The sequence below is a fragment of the Dermabacter sp. HFH0086 genome, assembly GCF_000413375.1.
GTDB lineage: Bacteria > Actinomycetota > Actinomycetes > Actinomycetales > Dermabacteraceae > Dermabacter > Dermabacter hominis.
Map to the genome: position 1 here is coordinate 174,281 of NZ_KE340308.1, position 26,101 is coordinate 200,381.

General features: G+C 64.7%; 19 protein-coding genes and 1 tRNA gene. 11 read left to right on the forward strand and 9 right to left on the reverse strand.

All coding sequences use genetic code 11. The features are described from left to right. Nucleotides 1-29 precede the first annotated feature (29 nt). The gene (galE, locus tag HMPREF1484_RS00805; RefSeq protein WP_016663109.1) at nucleotides 30-995 is read right to left on the reverse strand and encodes a UDP-glucose 4-epimerase GalE; all 966 of its coding nucleotides are present in this window, start codon (nucleotides 993-995) and stop codon (nucleotides 30-32) included. 104 nt (nucleotides 996-1,099) lie between these two features. Between galE and HMPREF1484_RS00810 the strand changes: the two genes are divergently transcribed. Further along, the gene (locus tag HMPREF1484_RS00810) at nucleotides 1,100-3,064 is read left to right on the forward strand and encodes an LCP family protein (protein WP_051120589.1); all 1,965 of its coding nucleotides are present in this window, start codon (nucleotides 1,100-1,102) and stop codon (nucleotides 3,062-3,064) included. 35 nt (nucleotides 3,065-3,099) lie between these two features. On the opposite strand, the gene HMPREF1484_RS00815 is transcribed toward HMPREF1484_RS00810, so the two are convergent. After that, nucleotides 3,100-4,560 (reverse strand): mycothione reductase, encoded by a 1,461-nt coding sequence (locus tag HMPREF1484_RS00815; protein ID WP_016663111.1) that lies wholly within the window; start codon nucleotides 4,558-4,560, stop codon nucleotides 3,100-3,102. Nucleotides 4,561-4,609: 49 nt separating this feature from the next. On the opposite strand from HMPREF1484_RS00815, the gene HMPREF1484_RS00820 reads away from it, so the two are divergent. Together HMPREF1484_RS00820 and HMPREF1484_RS00825 are read left to right on the forward strand one after the other, a co-directional pair. Then, a complete protein-coding gene (locus HMPREF1484_RS00820; RefSeq protein ID WP_016663112.1) occupies nucleotides 4,610-5,317 on the forward strand; it encodes a YigZ family protein in 708 nt (235 codons plus the stop codon). 98 nt (nucleotides 5,318-5,415) lie between these two features. Further along, nucleotides 5,416-6,660: a dicarboxylate/amino acid:cation symporter gene (locus HMPREF1484_RS00825; protein ID WP_016663113.1), complete on the forward strand. Its 1,245-nt coding sequence runs from the start codon at nucleotides 5,416-5,418 to the stop codon at nucleotides 6,658-6,660. Between the two features lie 381 nt (nucleotides 6,661-7,041). Here HMPREF1484_RS00825 and pabB read toward each other — a convergent pair whose 3' ends face one another. The 3 genes from pabB to HMPREF1484_RS00840 all read right to left on the reverse strand — a co-directional run bounded on the left by pabB (nucleotide 7,042) and on the right by HMPREF1484_RS00840 (nucleotide 10,481). Further along, nucleotides 7,042-9,246, reverse strand: a complete 2,205-nt coding sequence (gene pabB / locus HMPREF1484_RS00830) for an aminodeoxychorismate synthase component I (RefSeq protein WP_016663114.1) — start codon at nucleotides 9,244-9,246, stop codon at nucleotides 7,042-7,044. Next, nucleotides 9,243-10,082 carry an aminotransferase class IV gene (locus HMPREF1484_RS10705; RefSeq protein WP_016663115.1) on the reverse strand — a complete coding sequence of 280 codons (840 nt, stop codon included), beginning with the start codon at nucleotides 10,080-10,082 and terminating at the stop codon, nucleotides 9,243-9,245. The genes pabB and HMPREF1484_RS10705 overlap by 4 nt, the downstream gene beginning before the upstream one ends. A gap of 326 nt (nucleotides 10,083-10,408) precedes the next feature. After that, nucleotides 10,409-10,481, reverse strand: a tRNA-Lys gene (locus tag HMPREF1484_RS00840). Nucleotides 10,482-10,829: 348 nt separating this feature from the next. On the opposite strand from HMPREF1484_RS00840, the gene HMPREF1484_RS11100 reads away from it, so the two are divergent. From HMPREF1484_RS11100 to HMPREF1484_RS00875, 8 genes are all read left to right on the forward strand, one after another. Continuing rightward, the gene (locus HMPREF1484_RS11100) at nucleotides 10,830-10,955 is read left to right on the forward strand and encodes a potassium-transporting ATPase subunit F (protein WP_082628504.1); all 126 of its coding nucleotides are present in this window, start codon (nucleotides 10,830-10,832) and stop codon (nucleotides 10,953-10,955) included. Between the two features lie 2 nt (nucleotides 10,956-10,957). Continuing rightward, nucleotides 10,958-12,595 carry a potassium-transporting ATPase subunit KdpA gene (kdpA, locus tag HMPREF1484_RS00845; RefSeq protein WP_016663116.1) on the forward strand — a complete coding sequence of 546 codons (1,638 nt, stop codon included), beginning with the start codon at nucleotides 10,958-10,960 and terminating at the stop codon, nucleotides 12,593-12,595. After that, on the forward strand, nucleotides 12,592-14,679 hold the full coding sequence (kdpB, locus tag HMPREF1484_RS00850; protein WP_016663117.1) for a potassium-transporting ATPase subunit KdpB: 2,088 nt from the start codon (nucleotides 12,592-12,594) through the stop codon (nucleotides 14,677-14,679). Before kdpA ends, kdpB begins: the two co-directional genes overlap by 4 nt. A gap of 92 nt (nucleotides 14,680-14,771) precedes the next feature. After that, the gene (locus tag HMPREF1484_RS00855; protein WP_016663118.1) at nucleotides 14,772-15,359 is read left to right on the forward strand and encodes a potassium-transporting ATPase subunit C; all 588 of its coding nucleotides are present in this window, start codon (nucleotides 14,772-14,774) and stop codon (nucleotides 15,357-15,359) included. Between the two features lies 1 nt (nucleotide 15,360). Beyond that, nucleotides 15,361-17,919, forward strand: a complete 2,559-nt coding sequence (locus HMPREF1484_RS00860; RefSeq protein WP_016663119.1) for a DUF4118 domain-containing protein — start codon at nucleotides 15,361-15,363, stop codon at nucleotides 17,917-17,919. Next, a complete protein-coding gene (locus HMPREF1484_RS00865) occupies nucleotides 17,916-18,596 on the forward strand; it encodes a response regulator (protein WP_016663120.1) in 681 nt (226 codons plus the stop codon). The genes HMPREF1484_RS00860 and HMPREF1484_RS00865 overlap by 4 nt, the downstream gene beginning before the upstream one ends. A 414-nt stretch (nucleotides 18,597-19,010) precedes the next feature. Beyond that, complete coding sequence (locus HMPREF1484_RS00870) at nucleotides 19,011-19,319, forward strand: hypothetical protein (RefSeq protein ID WP_040386340.1); 309 nt, start codon at nucleotides 19,011-19,013, stop codon at nucleotides 19,317-19,319. Nucleotides 19,320-19,414: 95 nt separating this feature from the next. Beyond that, nucleotides 19,415-19,984, forward strand: a complete 570-nt coding sequence (locus HMPREF1484_RS00875; protein ID WP_016663122.1) for a hypothetical protein — start codon at nucleotides 19,415-19,417, stop codon at nucleotides 19,982-19,984. Nucleotides 19,985-20,096: 112 nt separating this feature from the next. On the opposite strand, the gene HMPREF1484_RS00880 is transcribed toward HMPREF1484_RS00875, so the two are convergent. From HMPREF1484_RS00880 to HMPREF1484_RS00895, 4 genes are all read right to left on the reverse strand, one after another. Further along, on the reverse strand, nucleotides 20,097-22,634 hold the full coding sequence (locus tag HMPREF1484_RS00880) for a glycoside hydrolase family 31 protein (protein WP_016663123.1): 2,538 nt from the start codon (nucleotides 22,632-22,634) through the stop codon (nucleotides 20,097-20,099). 179 nt (nucleotides 22,635-22,813) lie between these two features. Continuing rightward, a complete protein-coding gene (locus HMPREF1484_RS00885; protein ID WP_016663124.1) occupies nucleotides 22,814-23,131 on the reverse strand; it encodes a type II toxin-antitoxin system PemK/MazF family toxin in 318 nt (105 codons plus the stop codon). A 1-nt stretch (nucleotide 23,132) separates the two neighbouring features. Continuing rightward, nucleotides 23,133-23,366 (reverse strand): hypothetical protein, encoded by a 234-nt coding sequence (locus HMPREF1484_RS00890; RefSeq protein WP_016663125.1) that lies wholly within the window; start codon nucleotides 23,364-23,366, stop codon nucleotides 23,133-23,135. 241 nt (nucleotides 23,367-23,607) lie between these two features. After that, nucleotides 23,608-26,046 (reverse strand): glycoside hydrolase family 3 C-terminal domain-containing protein, encoded by a 2,439-nt coding sequence (locus tag HMPREF1484_RS00895; protein ID WP_016663126.1) that lies wholly within the window; start codon nucleotides 26,044-26,046, stop codon nucleotides 23,608-23,610. Nucleotides 26,047-26,101: the final 55 nt, after the last annotated feature.

Sequence of the window (26,101 nt, forward strand, 5' to 3'; positions counted from 1 at the left end):
CCGCCCTCAACAATCAGCAATCAGCCGGCTCAGTGGCAGGTCGTCGCCTCGACCGCCGAACGCACAATGTCGTCGAGGTCCTTCGAGCTCTTCCAGCCAAGTGCCTTCTCGATGCGCTCGGTCGAACACACGAGTCGGGCCGGGTCGCCAGCGCGGCGCGGGGCAATCTCGGGCGTGATCTCGATGCCCTTGGCGCGGCCGATAGCGTCAATTACTTCGAGAACGCTCGAGCCCTTTCCGGTGCCGACGTTGAATACGCGGTATTCGCGCTCGTCGTTTTCGAGGTAGCCGAGGGCGGCGACGTGCGCGTCGGCGAGATCCTCGACGTGGACGTAGTCGCGGATGCAGGTGCCGTCGGGGGTGTCGTAATCGTTACCAAAAACCTTCGGGTTCTTCCCGCATTCGAGGGTGTCGAGCACGATCGGCACGAGGTTCATGACGAGACTGTCAGCGAGCTCTGGGGAACCGGCGCCGGCTACGTTGAAGTAGCGCAGGGCGACGGTGCGCATGCCGTGAGCGCGCTCGGCGTCGGCAAGCATCCATTCGCCCACGTACTTGGTCGCGCCGTAGGGGTTGATGGGTCGGCACTCGAGTTCCTCATCGACGAGGTCAACATCGGGCGTGCCGTACACGGCCGCGGAGGAGCTAAAAACGAAGTCGCGGACGCCTGCACGCGCCGCTGCTTCGAGCACGTTGGCGAGGCCGCCGATGTTGTCGTGCCAGTACATTTCGGGCTTTTCGACGGATTCGCCCACCTGCTTGTGGGCAGCGAAATGGATCACGGCCTTCACCCCGCGCTCGCGCATCTCGCGCTCGAGAACCTCAACGGCGCCATCGGCGGTGACGTCCTGCTCAATGAGCGGAGCATCGCCGATGCGGTTGCGAAAGCCAGTCGAGAGATCATCGACAACGGCGACGGACTCGCCGCGCTCGAGAAGAAGCTGCACAACGTGTGCGCCAATGTAACCTGCACCACCAATAACCAAAGTTGTCATGGCCTCAGTCTAAACGCCCCACCCTCTGGAACCTCCCCGGAATCTCCACGCAAATCACACGCCGCAACCACGAAATAGATATTTCGCGCCGTAAACTGACGGGCATGACCGTGCCAGAATCGTCCGAACCCACACTGCCCAAGCGCAGCGCGGGTCGACATCGATACGTGAGGCCCACCAAGGCCGATTCGATCGCACAAAAAAACGCCCGGGAACGCCATGAGGCGGCGCAGCGGGAGCATGGTTTCGACCTCTCCCGCAGGCAAGCTTCTCAATTCCCGAAGCCCGGCAGCACGAGGGCTGAGGCAGCCGTCGGAACCGCCACCGAAACGGAGAAGCCTGGGACTGTTGCCCGCCTCGCCGAGGGCGCGGCCGTGACTCCACTTCCCGAGGGCGTGATGCGCACCGAGCCGCTTCCGAACGTGCGCCCACGCGGCCACGAGGGCGCTGCTGCGCGCGACGATGACGATTCGATTCCCACGGGCGCACCCACGAGCATCGGCATTGGCCGTCGAACGAGTCTTGAGGAAGGCTCGCTCGCGCGAGCGTCGGTGTGGACGACAAGCGGCAGCGTGTTCCCCGGATTCGGCCTCATTCCCACAATGTGGCGCAAGCTCGGTATCGCGCTCATGGTGCTCGCCGTGCTCATCGTGGGGGCCGGCGCCGCGCTCCTTGCGTTTGGTGATCCAGCCACCCTCGTGTTCCACTACGGCACGCGCCGCCCCGTTGTGATCGCCGCACTCATCGCCGTGATCGTGGGCACTCTCGCGTGGGTCTCGACGATTTTCTTCACGAACCAGCTACACAACGTGCGCGAGAAGCTGCGCGGGCCCGCCCGCACTGCGTCGCGGTCCCTCGCCTACATGCTTGCACTCGTCGTAGCAATTCCGGGTGTGTACACCGCCCATAGCCTCTACGCCACCCAAGCGCTGCTTGGTAACTCGAAGGTTTTTGCGGGCTCGGACAAACACAAGCTCGCCCCCGGCGTCGATCCGTGGGCGAACCGCGAACGCGTCAACATCATGCTGCTCGGCCAGGATGCCGGTCCCGACCGCACGGGCACTCGCCCCGACACCATCATGGTCGCCTCGATCGACACGAAGACGGGCCGCACGGCGCTCTTCTCGATCCCTCGCAACCTTCAGTACGTGCGCTTCCCGAAGGGTTCGGCTCCTGCGGAAGAGTTCCCGGACGGCTTCACGTATTTCGGCAAGGACCAGAACCTCATTAACGCGGTCTGGTCGTGGGCCGAGGGCGTGCGGCCCGATCTATTCCCGGGCGACAACAACCCGGGTCTGACTGCGACCACAATGGCCGTCGAGGAAACGCTTGGCCTCAAGGTCGACTACTACGCGATGGTGAACCTCCAGGGCTTCGCCGACCTCGTCGATGCGATCGGCGGCGTCGATATCGAAGTGGAGCGTGACATCCCGATCGGCGGCGGCGCGTCGAAGGTCGAGGGTTACGTCAAGAAGGGCTGGCAGCACCTCGATGGCTTCCACGCCCTGTGGTACGCCCGCTCGCGCCACGGCTCGAGCGACTTCGACCGCAACTGCCGCCAGCAGCGCATCGTGCGTACCGTCGCGGAAGAAGCGAACGTGTCCTCGCTCGCGCTCAATATCCCGAAGCTGATCGGTGCGACCGAACGCAATATCGAGACGGACATCCCGCGCAGCCAGGTCGAGGCGTTTGCGGACCTTGCGCAGCGCATCCAAAAGGGTGGCTTCAAGTCGTACCCGATCAACCCGACCGTGACGCATTCGGGCAACCCCGACTACCCGTACATCAAGAAGTGGGTGCAGGCGTCGATTGCCGATTCGATGGTCGGCTACGGCGAGGTGCCCGTGAGCGGCAAGCCCTCAAGCGGCGCCGCGGGTGGCACGCCCTCGGGTGCTGGTGCTCGCAATTCGGCGCCGCAGCGGATCCGGATCGTTCTTCCGCTTGAGCCGACCACCGATGGCGACTCGAACGACGGTGACTCGACAGACTCGGGCGAGACCAAGACCCCGACGGTCAATCAGGACCCGCTCGCACCGTGCATGCCGGGCAACGAAGACCCGATGGGCTAACCCCTCACCGCGAATAGCGCCCTGGTGCGGCTCGCTTAGGCGAGCTGCAGCAGGGCGTTTTCGATAACTTCGGGCATGGCGGGGTGAATCCAGTACTGCTTGGTCGCGACGTCGCGCGCGTTCAGGCCGAAGCTCATCGCCTGGATAGGCACTTGAATGAGCGTCGCAGCCTCGGGGCCGATGATGTGCGCACCGAGGATCCTCCCGGTCTCAGCCTCGGCGACGATCTTCACGAAGTCACCCGGTGCCTCGAGCTCCATCGCCCACCCGTAGGCGACGTCGGCAAATTCCTGGCGTGCCACCCGGATCTCCCGCCCGGTCGTTTCTGCCCACTCGCGCGCCTCGCGCTCGGTCATGCCCACCTGCGCAATGTGCGGGTCGGTAAAGACAGCGGCGGGGATCGGCATGTCGTCGCTTCGGCGCAAATCGTGCGGGTGGAGGATGTTGTGGCGCGCAACCTTCAGCTCGTAGTTCGCGACGTGCTTGAGTTGCGCCGGCGAACTGAGGTCGCCGATCGAGTAGACCCCGTCGAGCACCTGGCCGCTCGGGTCGAGGGCTCGCTGGTAGGCATCGACCATGACACGGCCGCCATCATCGACGCCGATGCCCCCGGCCGCGGCTTCCAGGAGGTCACTGTTGGGCGTGCGGCCGGTCGCCACGAGAATGTCGGCGACGGTGAGGGTTCGGGCCACCTCGCCTGTGGGGTCCGACGGTTCCAGGTCAATCTCGACCCCGTTTGCTGTGCGCCGCACCCGAGTGGTCGAGGCATTGAGGTGCACGTGATAACGCGCGGAAGCGACCTCGGTGATGCGGTGCGCGATGTCCTCATCGAAGGCGCGAAGAAGAGTTCCGGAACGAGCGATGAGGTGCACGTCCACGCCGAAAGCGTCGAGAATGTGCGCAAACTCGAGGGCGATCACGCCCGAGCCGAGGATCGCGATTGACTCGGGAAGCTCCTCAAGCCGCATGATCGTGTCGCTCGTGAGCGGTTTCGCCTCTTTGAGCCCGGGAATACCGGGAATCGCGGGACGCGAGCCGGCGGCAAGAAGGACAGTATCGGCGGTAATGTCGCGCGTTCCGCCGTCGGTCTCGACCGCGAGGCGTTTAGGGCCCGTAAACCGCGCCGTACCGCGAATGAGCGTGAGGTTAGCGTTGTCCGGGTGGGAGGCGCGGTACTCCTCACCCCCGTGGGAGATCGGGTCAATCCGGTTGAAAATCCGCTCGCGCACCGCCGGGAATCCGACGCCGCCCAGCCTCGAGTCGACCCCGAACTTCTCCGCGTGCTCCTCTTTCGCGTTTTCAGCGACGGTGGCCGTGTGGACGAACATCTTCGTGGGAATGCACCCGACGTTGAGGCAGGTCCCGCCGAAGATGTGCGCGGGTCCCACGCCACGATCGATATAGACGATGGATTTGTCGGCGAATTCGGGGCCCGGGAAGGAGTTGCCTGAACCGGAGCCGATGAGGGCGATATCGAAATGTTCTGGGGCGCTCATGGTCTCAAGGATACGGGCCGCCCGCCGCGAGCTTCGAGACCGTGAAACAATGTCCACCATGCGCGAAATTCTCGACACTATGCCAGAAGCCAGCGAGCGAATGCTGCTGCTCACGGCCCCTATCGAGAATGAACTCGTGATCACGAAATCCCGATTCCTCGCCTACCTCGCGCCCGTCGAAACCGTCGAGGAAGCCGACCATCTGATCCGCGAACGCCGCGCGCTCCACCCGAACGCGCGTCACCACTGCACGGCCCTCACGCTCGGCACACCGGTACACCTACAGCGCTCCAACGACGACGGCGAGCCAAGCTCCACGGCCGGGATGCCCATGGCGCAGGCCCTTAGAGGGCGGCACATGACGAACATCCTCGCCGTTGTCACGCGCTATTTCGGCGGGATCAAGCTCGGCGCAGGCGGCCTCGTACGTGCCTACGGCAGCGCCGTGACCGACGCCCTCGATGCCGCAAGCGCAAAGAAGCTCGTGCGCGAGCGCGTCGTTCGCCAGGTCACGGACCTGAGCGTCGGCTACGACCTCGCGGGGACATTCGAGGCATCGATCCGCGCATGGGCAGACAGCGCCGAAGGCGTGAGCATCGGCGGAGCCGATTACACCGCGCACGGGCTCACCCTGCGCCTCATCCACCGCGTGGACGCTGCTCCTGACCTGGAGCGGGCTACGGCGGAACTATCGAGCGGCGCTGTGAACGCGGCAACCGTCGGATATACCTACGCCGATGTGCCCGCCGGATTTTAACCCCCGCGAAACACCGCGAGTGTGCGAAAAGTCCCGCAGAGGCCTATAGTGCTTGGAGGCCGCGGAACCGCGCGCCTAACGCTGACAATGGAGTCTTGATGAAAAAGATCCTGAATTCACTGCTGACGAAGATCGTCATCGCGATTGTGCTTGGCATTCTCGTGGGGCTTGTTGCGCCGGACTGGCTGTCGCGGGGGACGGCAACGTTTTCGAAGCTTTTCGGCAACTTCCTGAGCTTCATCATTCCGCTCATCATCATCGGCCTGATTACGCCCGCCATTTCCGAATTCGGTAAAGGCGCTGGCAAGTGGCTCGGGGTGACTGCTGCGCTCGCGTACGCCTCGACGCTCGTCGCTGGCACCTACGCAATCGCCGCCGGCTACCTCACCTTCCCCACGCTCCTCGGGGAGAGCACGAAACTCGGCGGGGTAAGCGAGCCAGAAACGAGCTTCGAGCCATTCTTCGAGATCGCCATGGATCCCATCTTTGGCGTGATGACGGCACTCATTACGAGCTTCGTGATCGGCCTTGGCATCGTGGCTGTGCGCGCCGCCACCATTCACGAGGGTTTCCTCGAGCTGCGCAAGATCGTGAACACCACGATTTCGAAGATCATCGTGCCGCTTCTGCCGCTCTACATTTTCGCCATTTTCGAAAACATGACGGCGAAGAAAGAAGTGTGGGACATCATCATGAAGATGCTCCCGATCGTGGTGCTCGCCTTCGTGCTCACGGCGATCATGCTCGTTCTTCAATTCACTGCGGCCGGTGTTGCCAAGGGCAGGAACCCGTTGGTCATGCTCGGCAAGATGCTTCCCGCCTACGCCACCGCGCTTGGCACAAGCTCGAGTGCCGCGACGATTCCCGTGACGACTCGCTGCGCTGAGGATGCCGGCGTGTCGAAGCCCGTAGCCAACTTCGTGATTCCGCTGTGCGCCACGATCCACCTCGCCGGCTCGACCGTGAAGATCACCCTGTTCGCCTTCGCGATCCTGTGGACCACCCACGGCGACTACAGTTTCGCGAGCCTACTCGGCTTCGTGGCAATGCTCGGCGTGTCGATGATCGCTGCTCCCGGCGTGCCCGGCGGCGCGATCGTGACGGCTTCGGCGCTTCTCGCGGAGCAGCTCGCGTTCAATGAATCGCAGGTGGGCCTCATGGTGGCCCTCTACGTGGCGCTCGACTCGTTCGGCACCGCCACGAACGTCACGGGCGACGGTGCGATCGCGGCGATCGTGGATCGCCTCTCGGGCGGCAAGGTCAGCGACGATGACGACGAGGAAGTCGCCACCGCCGAGAACGCTGCTTCGCCGACCACTGCTGAGGGACCTGCTGCGGCCTAAGCGCTGCACACTGCATCACCGCTGAACATAGCAGCATCGCTGCACCGCACAGCACCACTGCAGTGAGCAATTGGAAAGGCGTGGCTTCGGCCGCGCCTTTCCTTCGCCTCGGGCCCACCCCAGATTCCCGTAGCTAGCCCCATTGCCGTCGCTCTCCATAAAGAAACTGGCCTCCACACCCCCACCCAAGCCAGCAACCCCGCACTTTCTTCACCATCCGCGACGGAAAAGCTTCAGATCGCGACGCGAGACACCGGCACAGCCTTAGATCGCGACGGCTCAGCCTTGGACCGCGGCGCAGCCCCCACCCGCAACACCTCAGCCGGCGCGCCCGAAGCCACGTCTCCTAGGTCGCAGCGCTCAGCCGATAGGTCGCAGCGCTCAGCCGAGGGCAGCCCTCACCGTGCGGGCCTTCGTGAATGTTTCCTCGATCTCGGCGCCGGCATCGCTCAGGCGCGTGATCGCACCGCCAACGCCGAAGCGAGCGCCGGCCTCATCGAGCACCGCCGTGCGGATCACAATGCTGAGCGATGCCGCCCCGTTCGGCGAGATCCACCCGATCGCGCCGGAGTAGACGCCACGCGGCCCTCCCTCCAAGTCGCGAAGAAGCTGCACCGTGCGAAGTTTCGGCGCACCTGTCATCGAGCCGCCGGGGAAGGCCGCCTCGATGGCGTCGAGGGCGGTGCGGCCGGGCGCGAGCCTGCCGGTAATGGTGGAGATCATCTGGTGCACCGTTGGGAAGGACTCCACCTGGTAGATGTGCGGCACCTTCACGCTGCCAGCCTCGCACACGCGCGAGAGGTCGTGCCGCACGAGGTCGACGATCATGAGGTTTTCGGCTCGGTCTTTGCGGCTTGCGGCGAGCTCGGCGCGCAGTCTCGCATCCTCCTCCGGATCTGCGGAGCGCGGTGCCGTTCCCTTGATCGGGCGCGATTCAACCTCACCTGCGGCGCTCACCTCGAGAAACCTCTCGGGCGACGCGCTCGCGACGCTCCACTTTCCACACTGAAGAAACGCTCCGTAGGGAACGCGCGCCACGCGGCGCAGCTGCGCGTACACGTCGAGGGGGTCGTACTTCCCCGGCACCTGCGCCTCGTTCGTGAGGCACAGCTCGTAGCTTTCGCCTTCGTTAATGAGTTCCTGGCAGCGGTCAATCAATTTCGCGTATTCCGCCACGGTGTGCCGGTAGGTGGACGCGGGTGAGGGTCCGACGCCAGCTTCCGCCTCACCGCCCTGATCTTCCCCGTGCGCTTCTCCCGCCCCCGTGAGCACGCTGACCAGATTCCGAGTCGTTTCAACGATCCACGAATGCTGTTCCCCCATCGTTCCGGGATGATCCGCATCGGCGTCGAGCTCCGCGAGCGCCACGGCCCTCGCCGTGCCGCGATCATGGTCGATCACGAGTGCGCGCGTGAGAAACACCAGGTGAGCATCGGGTTCCATGTCCTCGCGAGACTCTCGCTCGAGCCCGAGGGTTTCGGCACCGAGCCCGTAGCCGAGGTAGCCCACGTATCCGAGGGCGAAGCCGCCAAGGGCCTGCGACGCGCGCCGCCCCTCTTCATCGAGCCGCACCGCGTTCAGCCTCATCCGCATCGCGCTGAAGAACCCGTCCTTTGCGGGAACGCCCTCGACGCGTTCGTCCTCCGGAACTCGATACTCGAAAAGGTGCGCCCCTGGGCCATCGCACGCGCCCATGATCGAGAAGCGCGAACGGTGATCCTCGCTTGCCGAGTCGAGCCACACCGCCCGTTCGTGCGCTGAAAAAAGGTTGCGGTAAAGCGCTTCAGCCTCTGTGAAAACATTCGTCAACGTCACCTCGCTGCCGAGCAGCAACGTGTGGGTCGCGGGCGCTGAATCGGGTGCGGAGGCGAGCGTCGGCGCTGAAAACTCTGGGCCGACGCTCGCCGCGCCAACGTCGGAGCCCACCGCCGAGGGCCGGGCCGAGCCCGCCCCTGCACTGTTTTCACACTGCGCGGTCGTGGGGCGAGGACATGGTGCGGCCCCGCCGCCGACGGCGAGAAAGGCGCGCATGAGGTCGAATCCGCCTTCGGTGCGAATCGACTCAGGGTGGAATTGCACGCCCCACGCGTTGCGCCCGCGCAAGCGTGCTGCTTGGATGACGCCGTCGGCGGTAGTACCAAGAACTTCCAGTTCAGGCGGGCAATCGTCGATCGCGAGAGAGTGGTAGCGCACGACCCGCAGCACTTTCGGCAGGCGCGCGAACACCGGATCGTTTGCCACTGTGTCGGCGAAATGCACCTCATCCTCGAGACCGTGCATGGGGGTGGGCGCACGGTCCACGCGCCCGCCGTGGGCGACGGCCATGAGCTGCAGGCCAAGGCAAATACCGAGCACGGGGATGCCCCGTTCGAGTGCTTCTCGATAAACGTCCGGGGAGCAACCGAGGTCACCGGGGTTGTGCGGTGTTCCGGGGCCCGGGCCGATGATCACGTGGCTAATGCCATCGAGGCTCGGGCGTGGCCCGCTCGCGAGCACCACCTGCGGCATCTCGCCCGAGGCTTCGGCGACGAGGTGCGCGATGTTGAACGTGAACGAGTCGTGGTTGTCGATGATCAGCACGCTCATGCGGCAAGCTCCCCGATCGGTTCGGCGCGCTCCCACAGCGCGGCCTGGAAGTCCCGCGCAGCGGGAGCGAAGGGGCCGCGGGGAGGGGCGTAGGTGTCGGCAATGTGCGGGGCGGGCAGGTCCGTGAGTCCGACGGTTGCCTCGCGCACCCCGTGCAGAGAACTGAGCAGCCATACGGCGTCGGCCTCGAGAAGGCGCTGCTTGGTGAGGGGCGCCGCGAGGGTTTCGTGGCCGCGCTCGCACGCGATCTTCACGATCAGGCGTTCGGTGACGCTCGGCAGGCGGTCGGTATCGATGCTCGTGACGAGCACGCCGTTCGTCCACAGGACGACGCTCCCGTATGCGGTTTCGCTGTAGTGGATTTGAGGGGCGAGGGGGTGCGAGGTGCCGTCGGGCTTTCCGGCGCTGCTCACCTCCGCTGAGCGTGTGCGCAGAAGGGCGTCGCTCGCGCCGTTGTTCACGGCCCACGCGCGCACCCGTTCCTGCCAGGCGAAATCGGGGCCCTTGAGGCGCGGGTGGGTGCGCTCATCGCTGCCGGGATAGGCGATCAGGTGCGCGTTGGTCTCCAGGCGCTCCTCCGCGATGGAACGCGGATCAAAGGTGTAGCTGAGCTCGCCGCCAACATGCTCGAGGGTGAGTTTTGGGAAGAACAGGTCTGACTCTCCCCCGAGTGCGTGCGCGGCTTGTTCGTAGAGCGCCGTGACGGCGTCGTCGATCGCGCCCGGGGCCACCTCGGCGCCCCATAACTCGTGCGCCGACTCGCACATACGCTCCCGGTGTGCGCTCGGGGCTACCGCGCGGCCGTCTCGCACGAGGAAGGAATCAACGAGTGGCACGGCAGGGCTCCTTCACAGTGATCGCGCGGGCAGGTGGGCGGGGCGTTGCAGGCGACATTGTTGCTGGCTGCAGTGATAAAGGTACACCGGCTTGAGCTTGCGCAGCGAGGGGCAAGAAGAACTACAGCAGCCCAGGCCCGGTTGCTCTTTATGAAGAAACCAGCCAACCCAAGCAGCGGCAGGGCCGGGATGAGACAGATTCTTCATAAACAGAGACAGGAAGAGCGGGGCGCGGACGACGGCTCAAAACGGGCGACCACGACCTGGCGGGCACAGAAAACGGGCGGCCCGGTCATGATGACCAAGCCGCCCGTTCACATGTCGAGTGGGCCCTGCGGGGATCGAACCCGCGACCCGCGGATTAAAAGTCCGATGCTCTGCCAACTGAGCTAAAGGCCCCTGTTACTCGAACTACAACAGCATAGCGGGCCCGCGCCCCGCCTCCAAGTTCGCGGGGCGCACCTCACGCATGCGCACGGCGAGAAACAGGTCAAAAATGTGAGCCCTGACCAGGCGGTGTCAAGAATGTGTCAGGAAAAATCGGCGCCGCGTCAAGAACGCGTCAGTTTTCATTCGGGCCTGGGCGACCTCGACGTTCGATAGCAGTGCCGCTCAACCGAGCGACTTCGCACACCGGGTACCCCGGTTGCGGATCCGCCACGCCGGAGGGTTTCCGGCAGCACCATTCAGGAGCCATACCGTGCTCGACATTGTGTTTGTCGTATTGACGACCGTGTTCTTCGGAGGATGCCTGGGCCTCGCATCGGCGGTGAGCCTGCTGTGACCATCCTCGATATCGCCTGGCTGCTCATCTGCGCAGCCGCAATCGTGTACGTGACCTATGCACTCATTCGACCGGAAAGGTTCGGGTAGTCATGGCGTTCGTTCAAATCCTCGTTCTCATCGCGGCACTCGTCGCGGTGCATCGACCGCTCGGCGCGTACATGGCGCGCACCTTTACCTCTGAGCGCCACCTGTGGCCGGAGCGGCTCGTGTACCGCTTCGCGGGGATCCGAACAGACCGCGAGCACTCGTGGCGAATTTACCTTCGCAACATTCTCGCCGTCTCCCTCCTGAGTGTGCTCGGCCTCTACATCCTGCAGCGTGTTCAGCAGTGGCTGCCCATGGCACACGGCCTCGGCCCTGTCGAAGAGACGCAGGCGTGGAACACGGCAACCTCGTTCGTGACCAACACGAACTGGCAGTCGTACGGCGGTGAAACGACGATGTCCCATCTCACGCAGATGTTGGGCATGTCGTTCCAGAACTTCATTTCGGCCGCCGTCGGAATCTGCGTGGCTATCGTGATCATTCGCGGTATTGCCCGCCATGACACGGATAAGCTCGGCAACTTCTGGGTTGACCTCGTGCGCTGTAACTTCCGCATCCTTCTGCCGATCGCGTTCATCGGCGCGATCCTCCTGATCGCCGGCGGCGCCATCCAGAACTTCAACGCGGCCCAGCACGTGCACACTCTCACCGGTGGAACACAGATCATTCCCGGCGGGCCCGTCGCGAGCCAGGAAGCGATCAAGGAGCTCGGCACGAACGGTGGCGGTTTCTTCAACGCGAACTCCGCGCACCCGTTCGAGAATCCGAACGGTCTCACGAACCTCATCGAGATCTTCCTGATCCTGCTTATCCCGTTCGCCCTCCCCCGCACCTACGGAATCATGGTGGGCGACAAGCGTCAGGGCTGGGCTGTTCTCGGCGCGATGGCTGTTCTCGCGATCGGTTCGCTGGCCGCCACGACCGCCCTCCAGCTTCACTTCGCGGGCGATCACCTCGCCGCGATGGAAGGCAAGGAGGCGCGCTTCGGGATCGTCGGTTCGAGCTTGTTTGCGACCGCGACGACGCTCACCTCAACGGGCGCCGTGGACTCGATGCATTCGTCTTACGAACCGATCTCCGGCAGTTTGTTGATCTTCAACATGCTTCTCGGTGAAATTGCGCCGGGCGGCGTCGGTTCCGGCCTGTACGGCATGCTCGTCATCGCGATCATGAGCGTGTTCATCAGCGGGCTCATGGTGGGCCGCACGCCCGTCTACATGGGCAAACGCATCGGCCCGACCGAGGTCAAGCTTCTGAGCCTGTACATCCTCGTCGTGCCCGTGCTCGTGCTCGTGGGCTCGGCGGTCGCCATCGCCCTGCCGTCGACGGCGGCGTCGCTCGCCAACGGCGGCCCCCACGGCTTCAGCGAGGTGCTGTACGCGTTCACGTCGGCGTCCAACAACAACGGTTCCGCCTTCGCGGGTCTCAATGCGAACACGCCGTTCTTCAACGTGGCGCTCGGTCTCGCCATGCTGCTTGGCCGCTTCCTGCCGATGCTGTTCGTGGTGGCGCTCGCGGGCAAGCTCGCCGCCAAGGAGGTTGTCGCGACTAACCGCGGCACCCTGCGCACTCACACACCTCTCTTTGCAGGCGTCATGGCCGGCATCGCGCTCATCGTGACCGGCCTGTCCTTCCTTCCGACGCTCGCTCTTGGACCACTTGCTGAAGGACTCATGAAATGACTCAGGTACAGGTGACCGACCGCGTGTCTTCGCAGCCTCACGAGGAGAAGACCGCGAATTCCGGATCAGGCTTCACGCCGCGCGCACTTGCCAAGGCGCTCCCGCAGGCGCTGCGCAAGTTGAACCCCGCGCACATGGTGCGCACGCCCGTCATGTTTATCGTCGAGATGGGCGCGCTCATCACGATCATCGTGGGCTTTTTCAAGCCGAGCGTGTTCGTGTTCTCGCTCGCGATCTGGCTGTTCCTCACGGTCGTGTTCGCGAACCTCGCCGAGGCTGTGGCCGAGGGTCGAGGTAAGGCGCAGGCCGATGCGCTCCGTTCCGCGAAGACAGCGGCCGTGGGCCGCGTGCGCCGCGAGGATGGAAGCATCGAGGAGGTGCCCGCTGCGGATCTTCGCCCCGGCGACATCGTCGTGGTGTGTGCCGGCGAGACGATCCCGGGCGATGGCGACGTCGTCAAGGGTGCCGCGACGGTCGATGAGTCTGCGATTACGGGCGAATCCGCTCCCGTGATCCGCGAAAGCGGCGGTGACCGTTCGTCGGTCACGGGCGGCACGCGCGTCCTTTCGGACGAGATCGAGGTGCGCATCACTTCGGAGCCGGGCAACACGTTCGTGGACCGCATGATCGACCTCGTCGAGGGTGCGCAGCGGCAGAAGACCCCGAATGAGATCGCTCTTTCGGCGTTCCTTTCGGTGCTCACGCTCATCTTCTTGTTCGTCGTCGCGACGCTCGTCCCCATGGCCGATTACGCGGGCGCGAAGCAGCCGATCGAGATTCTCATCGCCCTGCTCGTGTGTCTTATCCCCACGACGATCGGCGCGCTCCTTTCGGCGATCGGTATCGCCGGCATGGATAGGCTCATGCGCCGCAACATCATGGCGACGTCGGGCCGCGCGGTCGAGGCCGCTGGCGACGTGACGACTCTGCTGTTGGACAAGACCGGCACGATCACGGTGGGTGATCGCCAGGCGAGCGCGTTCATTCCCGCGAGCGGCGTGAGCGATGACGAAATCGCGTACGGCGCGCTCCTGTCTTCACTTGCGGACGAGACTCCTGAGGGCCGCTCAATCGTGGAGTTCGCAACGACGACCATGGGTGTTGGCCCCATTCCCGAGAGCGAGTACCTGGACGCTGAATTCATCCCGTTCAGCGCGGAGACCCGCATGAGCGGTGTGAAGCGCACCCCGGAGCACACCATCGTGAAGGGTGCGGCCTCCGAGATTCTCAAGTGGGTCGCTGCGAAGGGCGGGGCCGTCACGGAGGATGTCAATGAGGCCGTACGGGCGATTTCTTCCGACGGTGGCACCGCCCTCGTCGTCGCCGAAGAAAAGGCCGGCGAGCGCCGCGTTCTGGGGAGCCTGCACCTCAAGGACGTCATCAAGGAAGGCATGACGGAGCGCTTCGCGCACCTTCGCAAGATGGGCATTCGCACCGTCATGATCACCGGTGACAACGAGCTGACCGCTCGCGCGATCGCGAAGGAAGCCGGGGTTGATGACTATCTCGCGGGGGCGAAGCCCGAGGACAAGCTCGCGCTCATTCGCAGTGAGCAGCGCGGTGGGAACATGGTCGCGATGACGGGTGATGGCACGAACGATGCCCCTGCGCTTGCGCAGGCCGACGTCGGCGTGGCCATGAATACCGGCACGCAGGCCGCGAAGGAAGCCAGCAACATGGTGGACCTCGATTCGGATCCGACGAAGCTCATCGAGATTGTGGAGATCGGCAAGCAACTGCTCATTACGCGCGGTGCTCTCACGACCTTCTCGATTGCGAACGACGTGGCGAAGTACTTCGCGATCGTCCCCGCGATGTTCGTGAGTGTTTTCCCGGGTCTCGACGCGCTCAACGTCATGCGCCTGAGTTCACCCGAGTCGGCGATCCTTTCGGCCGTGATCTTCAACGCGCTCATCATCGTTGCGCTCATTCCTCTCGCACTCAAGGGCGTGAAGTATCGGCCGGGTTCTGCGAACCAGCTCCTCGGCCGCAACCTGCTCATCTATGGCCTTGGCGGATTCATCGTTCCGTTCATCGGGATCAAGCTCATCGACCTTGTCGTGAGCATCATTCCCGGGCTCTAACCATGAGGGCCGAGCCGCGAGGGCGCCGCTTCTCGTGACCTCTCCGGCTCGGCCCCACCACCACTGTCGTTTTTCTCTCGATTGGAAAACTCATGAACTCGACACTCTCGGGACTCGTCTCCGCCGTGTGGCGCTCCACGCGCGTTCTTCTTGCCCTTCTCGTTGTGCTTGGCCTGTTTTATCCGGCGGCCGTGTGGGTCGCGGGCCGGGCGTTCGCTCACAATGCCGACGGTTCCATGATGAGCCTCGATGGCCGCACCGTTGGATCGTCCCTGATCGCTCAGGACACGTCGAAGGACCCCGCTCTGTTCCACCCCCGGATGTCGGCGGGCAACTACGACGGTTTGGCTTCGGGCGGCTCGAACTTGAGCCCCGTCGGTGAGGAGATCACCGCGCAGGTCGCTGAGCAGCGCGCCCTTATCGCCCGCGAGAACGGCGTGGATGAGGCCGTTGTCCCCGCGGATGCGGTGACCGCGAGCAGTTCCGGTCTCGATCCACACATCAGCCCGGAGTATGCTCGCATCCAGATCGAACGAGTGGCGAAGAACTCGGGGCTTTCGCGGTCAGCTGTTGCACAGCTCGTCAAGAAGCACACCCAGGGGCGAACCCTCGGCTTTGCAGGCGAAGAGGTCGTCAACGTCAATGACCTGAACCTCGACCTGCTTGCGGCGAAGGACTGACATGAACACGGTGCGCGGTGTACTCAAGGTGTATCTGGGGGCTGCCCCCGGCGTAGGTAAAACCTGCGCGATGCTCGAGGAGGCCCATGACCGCCTGAAGGGCGGGGAGGACGTCGTCGTGGGCGTCGTTGAAACCCACGGGCGTTCGGGGACCGCCGCGAGGCTTGAGGGGCTGCCGGTGATTCCGCCTCGGCGGGTGAGCTATCGCGGTTCGACGTATGACGAACTTAATGTTCCGGCGATCATCGAGCGCAAGCCCGACGTCGTTCTCGTGGACGAGCTCGCTCATACCGTGCACGGCGAGGATACGACGGCGAAGCGCTGGCAGGATGTTCACCGTTTGCTCGATGCGGGCATCAATGTCATCTCGACCGTGAACATTCAGCACCTTGAGTCCCTCAACGACGTGGTCACGAACATTACGGGCCACGTGCAAAACGAGACGATTCCCGATCCGGTCCTGCGCGAAGCGGAGGAGGTCGAGCTGATCGACCTGAGCCCCGATGCGCTGCGCGTGCGGCTGCGGCAGGGGCAGGTGTACGGGCCCGCGACCGTGGATGCGGCGCTCAGCAAGTTCTTCCGCAAGGGGAACCTCACTGCGCTTCGCGAGCTCGCGCTTTTGTGGCTCGCCGATCAGGTCGACGATGGTCTCGAGAAGTACCGCAGCGAGGAGGGCATCAAGGAGCCGTGGGCGGCGCGCGAGAGGATCCTCGTGGCCGTGGGCGGCGGCCCGAAGACTGCCGCGCTCATTCGCCGTGGCCGCCGCATCGCCGGGCGCATCGCCGGCCGCGAGCTCCTCGTCGTTCACGTCCTCGCGGCGGATGGCCCACCGCGCATGTCGCCCGAGCAGATGAGCGAGGCGCGCTCCCTTACCGAATCTCTCGGCGGCTCGTGGCACGTGCTTTCGGGCGATGACGTCCCGCGCACGCTCCTCGATTTCGCCACGACCGTGAATGCGAGCCAACTCGTCGTGGGCGCGTCGCGTCAGGGCTTCGCGCAGCGGCTGCTCATGCGGTCCACGAGCGCCGCGATCATCGACGGTGCCGGCGACATCGACGTGCACATCGTCGCCGTGGACCCGCCCGCCACGCACTGGTCGGCTCCCGCGCCGCCCACGAGCCTCTCCCCCGCGCGGCTCGCGACGGGCTGGGTACTCGCGACCATCCTGACGATCGTCGTCACCCTCGCGAACCTCTCGCTCGGCGATCCCACGGCACACCTGTCCACGGCGATCATGAGTTTCGTGCTCGCCTCCGTCGTCGTCGCCCTCGTGGGTGGCCTGTGGCCGGCCCTCGCGACCGCCATCGGTGGCGCGCTCTTGCTCAACTGGTTTTTCACCGCGCCCACGCACACGCTGTCCATCACTGAACCGAAGAACATCTTCCTGCTCATCGTGTTCGTGCTCGTCGCGGTGCTCGTCGCCCAGGTTGTCGACGGCGCTGTGCGCCGCCAGCGCGAGTCCCAGGAGGCGCGCCGGCACGCGCAGCTCATGACAGAGCTTGCCCGCTCCGTGATCCGCGACGGCATCGGGATCCAGGAGATCCTTGAACAGATCGCCACGACGTTCGGCCAGGATGGCGTCGCCCTCGCCACCGTCGAGGGCACGGCGCTCGTGCCCGAGTACAAAGTAGGCATCCCGATCGAATCGGTCACGCTCGCCGACGAAGCCTTTTCGCTCGACGACCAGCACGTTCTCGCCCTCGTTGGCCGCCCGCTCACGTCGAGCGAGCAGCAGCTCCTCGAGGCCTATTCGGGCCGGCTCGTGAGCCTCATGACCCAGGCGCAGCTCAACCGGGCCCGCACGCAGGCCCGGCAGCTCGAGGCCGCGAACGCCGTGCGCACGGCGCTTCTGACGGCCGTCTCGCACGACCTGCGCACCCCGCTCGCGACGATTAAAACGGCCGTCTCCGGTCTCCTCCTCGACGACGTTGATCTTCCCCGCGACGCACAGGTGGAGCTTCTGCGCACGATCGAATCGTCCTCGGACAGGCTAGATCGGATCGTCGCGGACCTCCTGGATATGTCGCGCATCCACACGAATAAGCTCGAGGTTAAGGCAGTCACCGTCGGACCCGCCGAGCTGGTTGCCCAAACCCTCCACCACATGGACCCCTCCCTCGTGCCGCCTTCGCTCGAGGTGCGCGTTCCGCGCGAACTGCCGGCAATCACGACGGATGCGGCGCTCATGGAGCGCGTGCTCGAGAACCTCATCAGCAACGCCGCCAAACACACCGACTCGGGGGTCACGATCGACGCGACACAGGACGGCGAGCGTATCCTCATTCGCGTGATCGATTACGGACCCGGCCTCACCGAGGAGAGCAAGGCACGCCTGTTCACGCCCTTCACACGGTTCGGTGACACGACGAACAGCCACGGGCTGGGCCTCGGCGCCGCGGTCGCACGCGGGCTCGCGGAAGGCGTGGGCGGCACCCTCACCGCCGACGACACTCCAGGAGGTGGGCTCACAATGGTGCTGTCACTGCCGCTCACGATCACCCCAGCCACCGCCGACAGTGCACCTACCCCCGCACACAACACTGTTGGGAGCGCGTCATGATTCTCATCGTCGAGGACGACCCGGCACTGGCGAGGGCCATGACCGTGAACCTCACGGCCCGCAAATACCAGGTGCTCACGGCAACGACCGGGGAGCAGGCGCTCGTGATGGCCGCCGACAACCCGATCGAGGCCGTCCTCCTCGACCTCGGCCTGCCGCACATGAGCGGCCTCGACGTCATCGACGGAATCCGCGGCTGGTCAGACGTCCCGATCATCGTCGTGACCGCCCGCCACGAAACCCACACGAAAATCGAGGCGCTCGATCGCGGCGCCGACGACTACGTGACCAAACCCTTCGCGCTCGGGGAGCTCCTTGCGCGTTTGCGCGCCAACCTCAGGCGGCGAACGTCGGGCTCCCCCTCCCCCGTCGTGACCACCGCCGACGGGCGCCTCACGATCGACCTCGCCGCAAAAACCGCGACCGTCAACGGCACGCCGGCGCGCCTGACCCCGCACGAGTGGGGCATCGTGAGCTACCTCGTGAGCCACCCCAATCAGCTCGTGCGCAAGGACGAACTTCTCGAGAACGTGTGGGGCCCCGAATACACGAACGAGGCCGGCTACGTGCGCGTCTACATGTCGCAGATCCGCCAGAAACTCGAGGAGGATTCCTCCGCCCCGCGCTACTTCCTCACCGAACCGGGCCTCGGCCACCGCTTCGTGCTTGGGGACTAGGCGCGAGCCACGTGCCTCGAGGCAAGACATTCGTTGAAGACTATTGGCACGCGCCCACCACTCACTCCGGGCCCGGCCCTCGCCGCATGTCAGAACAACCACAAGCGTCGGTTTCGTGCATACTTGACCTCGACACGCACGCCGCGAAGGAGAACGCCCATGGCACGTCGCTGGCCCGCCCCGCCTGCGCGCGAGCGCGGCGAGGTTTTGCTTGCGAGTGGTCCGAGCAGAGTTTTCCATTGCATTTACAGCTTTCCCTCCGCGATTTCCGCGGTTCTCTTTGGGGGGGGGTGCCACGTTTCTCGTTCTCGATCCGGGGAAAGCCACGCAAGCGGAGCTCGTCATCGGGACGATCCTTCTGGCGGGCCTTGGCTTCTTATTTTCGCGGGGTTCGTGTGGTGCAGGCGCTTTGGAGTGTGGGCTACGCAGCGCGGTGTGCTCGTGCGCTACATTCCGGGCCGAAGGAAATTCCTCCCGTGGGCTGCCATCGCCGCTTTCGAACCCGGCATGCACGATGGAGTGGAGCTGCGATCCCTGACTGCACGCATGGTCGATGGCACGAGCCACATGGTGCCCATTTTCTATCGAACGGACGGGCAACGAGATTTTCTCTCCTCGACAATCACGCCCGACGGCGCCCGCTACGTGGGCTCCGACGTGAACCCCGCGGTCGTGCTGCCCCAACTGCTTGACCTGCATCGCCAGGGGCAGCTCGGGGCATAGCCGGGCTCGTGCACCGATCCCCTACAACAGCGTCTCGTCGCACCGGTCGCCTGCCATACTTGAGTCAAATCCTCCCACCACGAAGGAGCGCGCCCATGGCATCACGCTGGCCCATCCCACCTGCCAAAGAGCGCGGCGATGTTCTCCTCTCGTCCGGCCCCGGCGCTATCTACCGCTGGATCTACGGCGGAACGTGCGCGTTTTTCGCCGTGCTCATCGCGGTCGCACTCGTGATGACCAACCTCTTCCCCCACGACACTTCTGGTGCAGAGCGCGCCGTTCAAGCGGTCGTCTTTAGCGGCCTCATCCTGTTTCTCGTTTTCGGATTTCTGCTTTTCACCACGCAGGGGGTGTGGGCCACGCGAGAAGGCATTCTCATGCGCTCGTTACCGGGCACGGGAAAGTTCCTCCCGTGGAGCGAGATCACCTCTTTGGAGCCGGGCCAGCTCATCGGCACACGCGTTCGCACCCTCATCGCGCACACGTCCGAAGGTGAGAGCCTCAGGGTTCCCGTTTACTACAGATGGGGCACGTCGAGGGTGAGGTTCCGCGCGAAGCTCACCCCCGAAGGCTCCCGCCTCGTGGGTCCCGACCCGGATCCCGCGGTGGTGCTCCCCAAGCTGCTCGAGCTTTATGGCGCCCACGGCCTTCAGAGTTCTCTGTAACCAGGTTCGCCGAAACTCGTTTCACGGCACATAAGAGCCCTCCCCGCGCCACCTCGTGGCGACGCGGAAGGGAGGGCTCGATATGTTCCCGGAGCGGGGCGACCCGGTGGGGCTACCCCCAGATCTCCGCGACGGCCGCAATGAGTTCGGGGCTCGCCTGCTCGTAGTCGAACGTCTTCGGCAGGTGGCCCGACGGCGCCTTGCCGAACGCCGAAATTTCACGCATGAGCGAATCGGGGCGCTTCGCGGCCACACCGGCGATCGCCTGCTTGAGCGTGAAGCCAATTTCGGCGTCGTTCACGAGAGCACGAAGGCGCGCGTAGCGCACGTCGCGCCCCTTCTCGGTGTCGTCGAGAACGGTGCCGAATCCGGTGCTCGTGAGCGTTGCTTCCTCGCCAACCTTGAGGCCGGTGACGGTGATCGTCGACGCGTGCGGCGCGGGCCGATCAGCCGGGCTGAGCTTGCGAACGCTGAGCTCATCGGCAAGTTTTTCAGCGCCGGGGGCGAAGGTAGCGTCGGAGCTTTGCGCCTCCAGATCCCCAAACCCAGCCGGGTCATGCCCGAGCAGCCGCACGCGCCACTCACGCCGCTCGAGCGCCTCGCGCGCCACCTCGGGGGTGTCGGCGGGGATCGTGATGCTGAGGGAGTTTTCCGACGCCTGCACGGCCACGCGCACGTGGCTCCACACGAGATCGTCGCTTGCCTTCCACTCTTCGTGGAGCGTGAACTCGCCATCGCCACCCGCGGCAACGATCAACTCGAGCACCTCGGGGTTGTCCTCAATTTTCTCGGGAACCGCACCCGCCGGCGTGAGCGGGAGGATGCCGCCGGCGCGCACGAGAACGGGGATCGAGCCGAGTGGGCGGAACATCTCCTGCGTAAACGCGCCAGAATCGGGTGTGCCGTAACGCTGCTCGGTGAACAGGTCGAACCACATGCCGCCGGGCAGGATCGGCTCGACGCTGCCGCGGCCCACATCCTTCGCGGCGGGGCGCGTAATCGGCGCGACGAGAAGCTCGGAGCCGAACAGATACCCCTGATCGTTGCGATACGTGGGGTATTGCGGCGCCTCGAAATACACGGGCTCGACGATCGAGCGACCCTCGTGGTGGGCGCGGTAATTCATCGAGTGCAGGTACGGCACGAGGCGGTGACGAAGGCGCAAATGCGCCGCCTGGATCTCGCCGTGCGGGGCCGGGAAGTTCCACGGCTCCTTCACGGCGAACGGAGAATTCGACGAATGCAGGCGGTTGATCGGCGAGAACACGCCGAACTGCACCCAGCGGGTCGCGAGCTCGTTATCGCGAAAGCCCTCCATGTGCCCGCCGATGTCGTGGCTCCACCAGCCGTAGCCGATGTTCGCCGCGGCTGCCGTGAAGGCAGGCTGGAACGCGAGCGACTCCCACGTCACGATCGCATCGCCCGAGAAGCCCACGGGGTAACGGTGCGAGCCGGGGCCCGCGAAACGCGAGAACGTGAGCGGGCGCTCGATCGACCTCTCGCTGCGGGTGAAATGCTCGTGGTTGAGCACCCACAGCGGGTCCACGCCCTCGACGCTCGAATACGGGCCCGACTGCCAGTCGATCCACCAAAAATCCGTGCCCTCATCCTCGAGGCGCTTGTGGAGCACATCGAAATAGGCGTCCATGAACTCATCGTTGTTCACGTCGAACGGGATGGCGGTGCCGTCGGCGGGCTTGCCGAGCGCCTCGCACATCGCCTCATACGCTTCCTCGAATGCGCGCACACCATCGGCCGGGTGAATGTTGAGGGTCACGCGAAGGCCGCGCTTGTGCAGCTCCTCGAGGAAACGCTCCGGATCAGGGAAAAGGTCACGATTCCACGTGTACCCCGTCCATCCCGAACCGTACTTCGGGTCCACATCGGTAAGGTGCCAATCCATATCGATCACCGATACCGAGAACGGAATATCCTCCGCGCGGAACGCATCCATGAGCTCGAGGTAGCTCTCCTCGCTATAGCGGTGATAGCGCGACCACCAGTTGCCAAGCGCGAACTTCGGCACGATCGGCTGAGGGCCACTGATCGCGAAATAATCCCTCACCGCGGCCACGTGATCGCGACCCGCAGCGAACACGAAAAGATCAATGCTGCCGTCCTCGGCAGCGCGGGCGCGCAGGCGGCCGTCGGAATCAAACACCATCGAGCTCGAATCATCGATCTCCGCATACCCCACCGTAGAGTTCACGCCCGGCTCAAGCGGAATCTTGCCGTCGGCAACATCGAGCGTACGGGCCGCGCCACCGAGGTTCCCGTCAAGCGCGCGCTGGGTCTCCCCGTTCAGCGCAAGCTGACGATCCGCGGGAAGCGACAGATCCTGCCCGTACCGCCACACCGAGTGATACGCCGAAACCCCACCCTTGACCTCAACCTTGAGGCCGTTCGCCGTAAACGGGCCGCGATCGTATTCGAGGTAAAAATTCTCCGTCTCGACCGTGAGGCGGCCCTGGTACTCGCCAATCGAGTACTCGGAAGGCTCCAGCACCACGTCACGATTGATCGCGAAGGTCGACGGGCGATCCTCGAACGCGCCACTCGGCGAATACTCGAGGCGCACCACGCGCGGCGTGACCGGCGTGATCCGAAAGTGCTCGCCAACGAGTTCAGCGGGAAGGGCAATATCAGGCATGAAGTCTCCTCATCTCGCGCGAGCCCCGCATGGACTCACCCCCTCAGCCTACGTGCGTGATCTGGGCCAATACCGTGCGACTTTATGAAAAAACCAGAGCGTGCAGCCCTTAAGAGGGGGCCGCAGCCCTGGAATTTTCATTGAGAGTGGCGCAAGGAGTGTGCCACCGGCGCCTCTGCTTAGCTCTCGAGCGGCCTCGCGTCGAGGTCGAAAGCCATGATCGCGGCCATCGCTAGCGCACGCTCCTGATCGGGCTGAAGGAAGCCAATCGTTCGACCGAGGAGCGACGAAGGGATCGTGACCGTGTTGTCGAGAGAGGCGGCAGAGCGGTGGTCGAGGCCGTTACGCTCCCCTAGCTCAACTTCGCTCGAGAGCCCTTTGACCGTCGAGGTGATGGGCGCGACCGTCACCTTGGTCATCGCACTTCGAGCGACCTCTCGCGTCAGCACAAGAACCGGTCGGGTCTTGTCGAGCTTCGCAAGGCAGATTTCACGCACGTCAGTCCTCGAATGAGGCGTGGTGCGCGGTCCACTCCACGAGGGAGTCGAGATCATCCTGCGGGCCTTCCGCATTCACGATTGCAGCGTCCGCAAGCGCCGCTTGCCGCCTCTTCTCCCTTTCGAGAGCGAGGCTCACGAGATCGGCTCGGCTTCCGGCGATCCCTGTCGACACGCTCCGGTCAAGGAACTCCACGAGGTCGTCGGAAAGACGCAAGGATATTTGCACCGTCATGCCTTCAGCCTACCAAGGTGAATCCCAATCTGGGATGCACTGCCAACTTCGACGTGACGGCGACAAAACAGGCCAAAACGCCGGTGAAATGCTGGGTTGGAGCCAAAGTAGTGCCGGGTTTGTACCGCTGCCGCGTGGGACTTGCGCCTATTCCGTGCCAGTCCATGAAAAAAACTAGAGCGTGCAGGCCCGAAAAGGCGCTGCAGCCCCAGAATTTTCATAGAGAGTGACGCCCCGGCGCCTACATCGCGTTGCGGCGGCCCTTTTCGGCGCTCGTCGCGTGCCCCTGCGGGTTGGCCTCGAGCACAAACCGAAGCACGTGCAGCGCCGTGCGCTGAAGCTCGCCGAGGGTGAGGCCGCCGTCGGAACCAAGCGAATCCTTCACGCCCGTATCGCACGTATCGCCGCCGTGCTCCTTGCTGCCGGGCATGAGCACGTCGATGCCGCCGCGCACGCGGTAGGCGCTGTAGCGCAGGGCCGGGAAGTTCGGGTCCTCCACCATGCGCATCCACCAGTCGGTCATCACGAGGCCGTCGAAGCCGAACTCTCCGCGCAGGATCGTGGTCACGAGGTCGTAGCTGTAGTGGCCCCACACCCCGTTGATCTTGTTGTACGAGGTCATGATGGTCTGCGGCTGCGATTCCTTCACCATGATCTGGAAACCGCGCAGGTAGATTTCGCGCAGTGCACGCTCACTGACGCGCGAATCGGAGAAGATGCGGTTGTGCTCCTGGTTATTGGCCGCGTAGTGCTTCGGGCACGCCGCGACGCCCTTGGACTGCACGCCGTTGACGATCGCGGCACCCATGAGGCCCGTGAGCAGCGGATCTTCCGAAAAATACTCGAAGTTTCGGCCACACAGCGGATCGCGTTGAATATTCATGCCGGGGCTGAGCAGAATGTCGGAGCCCTTGGCGAGCATCTCCTCGGCGTGAAGCTCGGCAAGCTCGCGCACCCCCTCGGGGTTCCACGTGGAAGCGAGCGCGGTGCCGCACGGCAGAAGCGACGCAAACGCGGAAACACGCAGGCCAGAGGGGCCATCCGTCGTGATCGCGGGCGCCACACCCCGCTCGCGCAGGGACTCGGTCACGCCGCCAAGCGCACCGGCATTGCCGCGCACGCCAAGGGGGCTGTCCATGGTCGTGTCACCGTAGGCGAGGGCAATGAGATCCTCAGTTCCGACGGTTGCCACGAATTCCTCGAGGCTCACCTTCCCGGCGCGCACCTCCTCAAATGAGGGCGCGGCAGCGCCTTCGGCGGGGGCCGCCAGCTCCTTGGGCAAGTGCTCAAGGATGCGGCGGGCAAGGTCACGCTGCTCCTCGGGGGCGGGTTCGTATCCGACGGTGGCCTCGCCATCGTCGCCCCGCGTGAGGATCATGCGGTCAAACCCGCAGCCCTTCTGGATCGAGGAGGCTTCTTCGAGCTGCTGCACAACGATCAGGTTCTCGATCTCGATCTCGCCGGCAAGCTCGGTGTCCTTCACACTTTGACCCACGTGCAGGCGATACGTGCCGGGCTCGAGCACGTAGGCGCTCCTGTGCCCCGTTGCTCCCGAATCGTCGTAGGAGGCGAAGTCGCGAAGATCAACGTCGAGGCTCACCGTGGCGCTTTGGCCAGCGACAACGCTGCCGGTGCGGGTGACAGCCGCGAGGCGGCGCGCGGGCTGGGAGAGCTTCCCATCAGGGGTTTCAAGGTAGGCCTGCACAACCGTGCTGCCTCCACGTTCGCCCGTGTTCTTCGCAGTGACATCGAGGTGGGCACGGGTGGCGTCGGACCCAAGATTCCCGAGGCCGAGCGAGAACGACGTGTAGCCGAGGCCCTCCCCGAAGTGGAATTGGGCGGCGCCTGGCGCGAACGTTTCGTAGTAGCGGTAGCCCACGAACACATCCTCGACGTAGTTCGTAACGTCCGGGTCGCCGAAGTTCTGCGCGCTCGGGGCGTCCTCGTAGCGGCGCGCGATCGACGCGGTGAGGCGACCACCAGGCTCCGTGACGCCGGTCAGGACATCCGCGAGCGCGTGTCCCGATTCCATGCCGCCCGCCCACGCGATCACAAGCGCCGAAAGCGGGTAGCGCTCCGCCCACGACAGGTCCATGACGTTGCCGGCATCGATCACGGCGACCGTGCGCTCAAACGCGGCACTGACCCGTGCGATCAGGGATTCTTCCTGCTCAGTGAGGAAGTACGAGCCGGGCGCGAGCTCCGCGTCGCGGTCCTCCCCCGCCGCGCGGCCGATCACCACAATGGCCACATCGTTGCGCCCCGCGGCGGCGTTGATCTGCTCATCGTCGAGGTCAAGCTCGGGGTAGTGCGTGGGCCACTTGCCCCACACCGTGCCCGGATCCGCCGGGTGCTCCTCGCTAAAGCGATCGTAGGCCGCGGCGAGCTCCTCATCGACCTTCACAGCGCCCGACTCGCGAAGTGCATCCGTGAGGTTCGAGATGTACGGCGGGTTCACATCGCCGCCCGAGCCATAGCCGACGGCCAGCCAGTCCTTCGCCGTGCGACCAAAGAGAGCGACGCGGCTCTCGAGCGCAAGCGGCAGCACGCCATCATTGCGAAGAAGCACCGTGCCCTGCGCAGCGAGTTCACGCGCCTTTGCCGCAAGCCGCGGATCGAGACGGCGATCCGCCAAACCATCGGCGGCGGTCGAATGCTGGGACATCGTTTCGTGACTCATGGTGCTCCTCGTTGATGCTCGATTCGAAGCGCCGAGCGGCCCCAACGCCTCACCG

Coding starts and splice junctions, on each gene's coding strand:
- galE (WP_016663109.1), bottom strand. CDS start 995: ATGACAACTTTGGTTATTGGTGGTGCAGGTTACATTGGCGCACACGTT.
- HMPREF1484_RS00810 (WP_051120589.1), top strand. CDS start 1,100: ATGACCGTGCCAGAATCGTCCGAACCCACACTGCCCAAGCGCAGCGCG.
- HMPREF1484_RS00815 (WP_016663111.1), bottom strand. CDS start 4,560: ATGAGCGCCCCAGAACATTTCGATATCGCCCTCATCGGCTCCGGTTCA.
- HMPREF1484_RS00820 (WP_016663112.1), top strand. CDS start 4,610: ATGTCCACCATGCGCGAAATTCTCGACACTATGCCAGAAGCCAGCGAG.
- HMPREF1484_RS00825 (WP_016663113.1), top strand. CDS start 5,416: ATGAAAAAGATCCTGAATTCACTGCTGACGAAGATCGTCATCGCGATT.
- pabB (WP_016663114.1), bottom strand. CDS start 9,246: ATGAGCGTGCTGATCATCGACAACCACGACTCGTTCACGTTCAACATC.
- HMPREF1484_RS11100 (WP_082628504.1), top strand. CDS start 10,830: ATGCCTGGGCCTCGCATCGGCGGTGAGCCTGCTGTGACCATCCTCGAT.
- kdpA (WP_016663116.1), top strand. CDS start 10,958: ATGGCGTTCGTTCAAATCCTCGTTCTCATCGCGGCACTCGTCGCGGTG.
- kdpB (WP_016663117.1), top strand. CDS start 12,592: ATGACTCAGGTACAGGTGACCGACCGCGTGTCTTCGCAGCCTCACGAG.
- HMPREF1484_RS00855 (WP_016663118.1), top strand. CDS start 14,772: ATGAACTCGACACTCTCGGGACTCGTCTCCGCCGTGTGGCGCTCCACG.
- HMPREF1484_RS00860 (WP_016663119.1), top strand. CDS start 15,361: ATGAACACGGTGCGCGGTGTACTCAAGGTGTATCTGGGGGCTGCCCCC.
- HMPREF1484_RS00865 (WP_016663120.1), top strand. CDS start 17,916: ATGATTCTCATCGTCGAGGACGACCCGGCACTGGCGAGGGCCATGACC.
- HMPREF1484_RS00875 (WP_016663122.1), top strand. CDS start 19,415: ATGGCATCACGCTGGCCCATCCCACCTGCCAAAGAGCGCGGCGATGTT.
- HMPREF1484_RS00880 (WP_016663123.1), bottom strand. CDS start 22,634: ATGCCTGATATTGCCCTTCCCGCTGAACTCGTTGGCGAGCACTTTCGG.
- HMPREF1484_RS00890 (WP_016663125.1), bottom strand. CDS start 23,366: ATGACGGTGCAAATATCCTTGCGTCTTTCCGACGACCTCGTGGAGTTC.
- HMPREF1484_RS00895 (WP_016663126.1), bottom strand. CDS start 26,046: ATGAGTCACGAAACGATGTCCCAGCATTCGACCGCCGCCGATGGTTTG.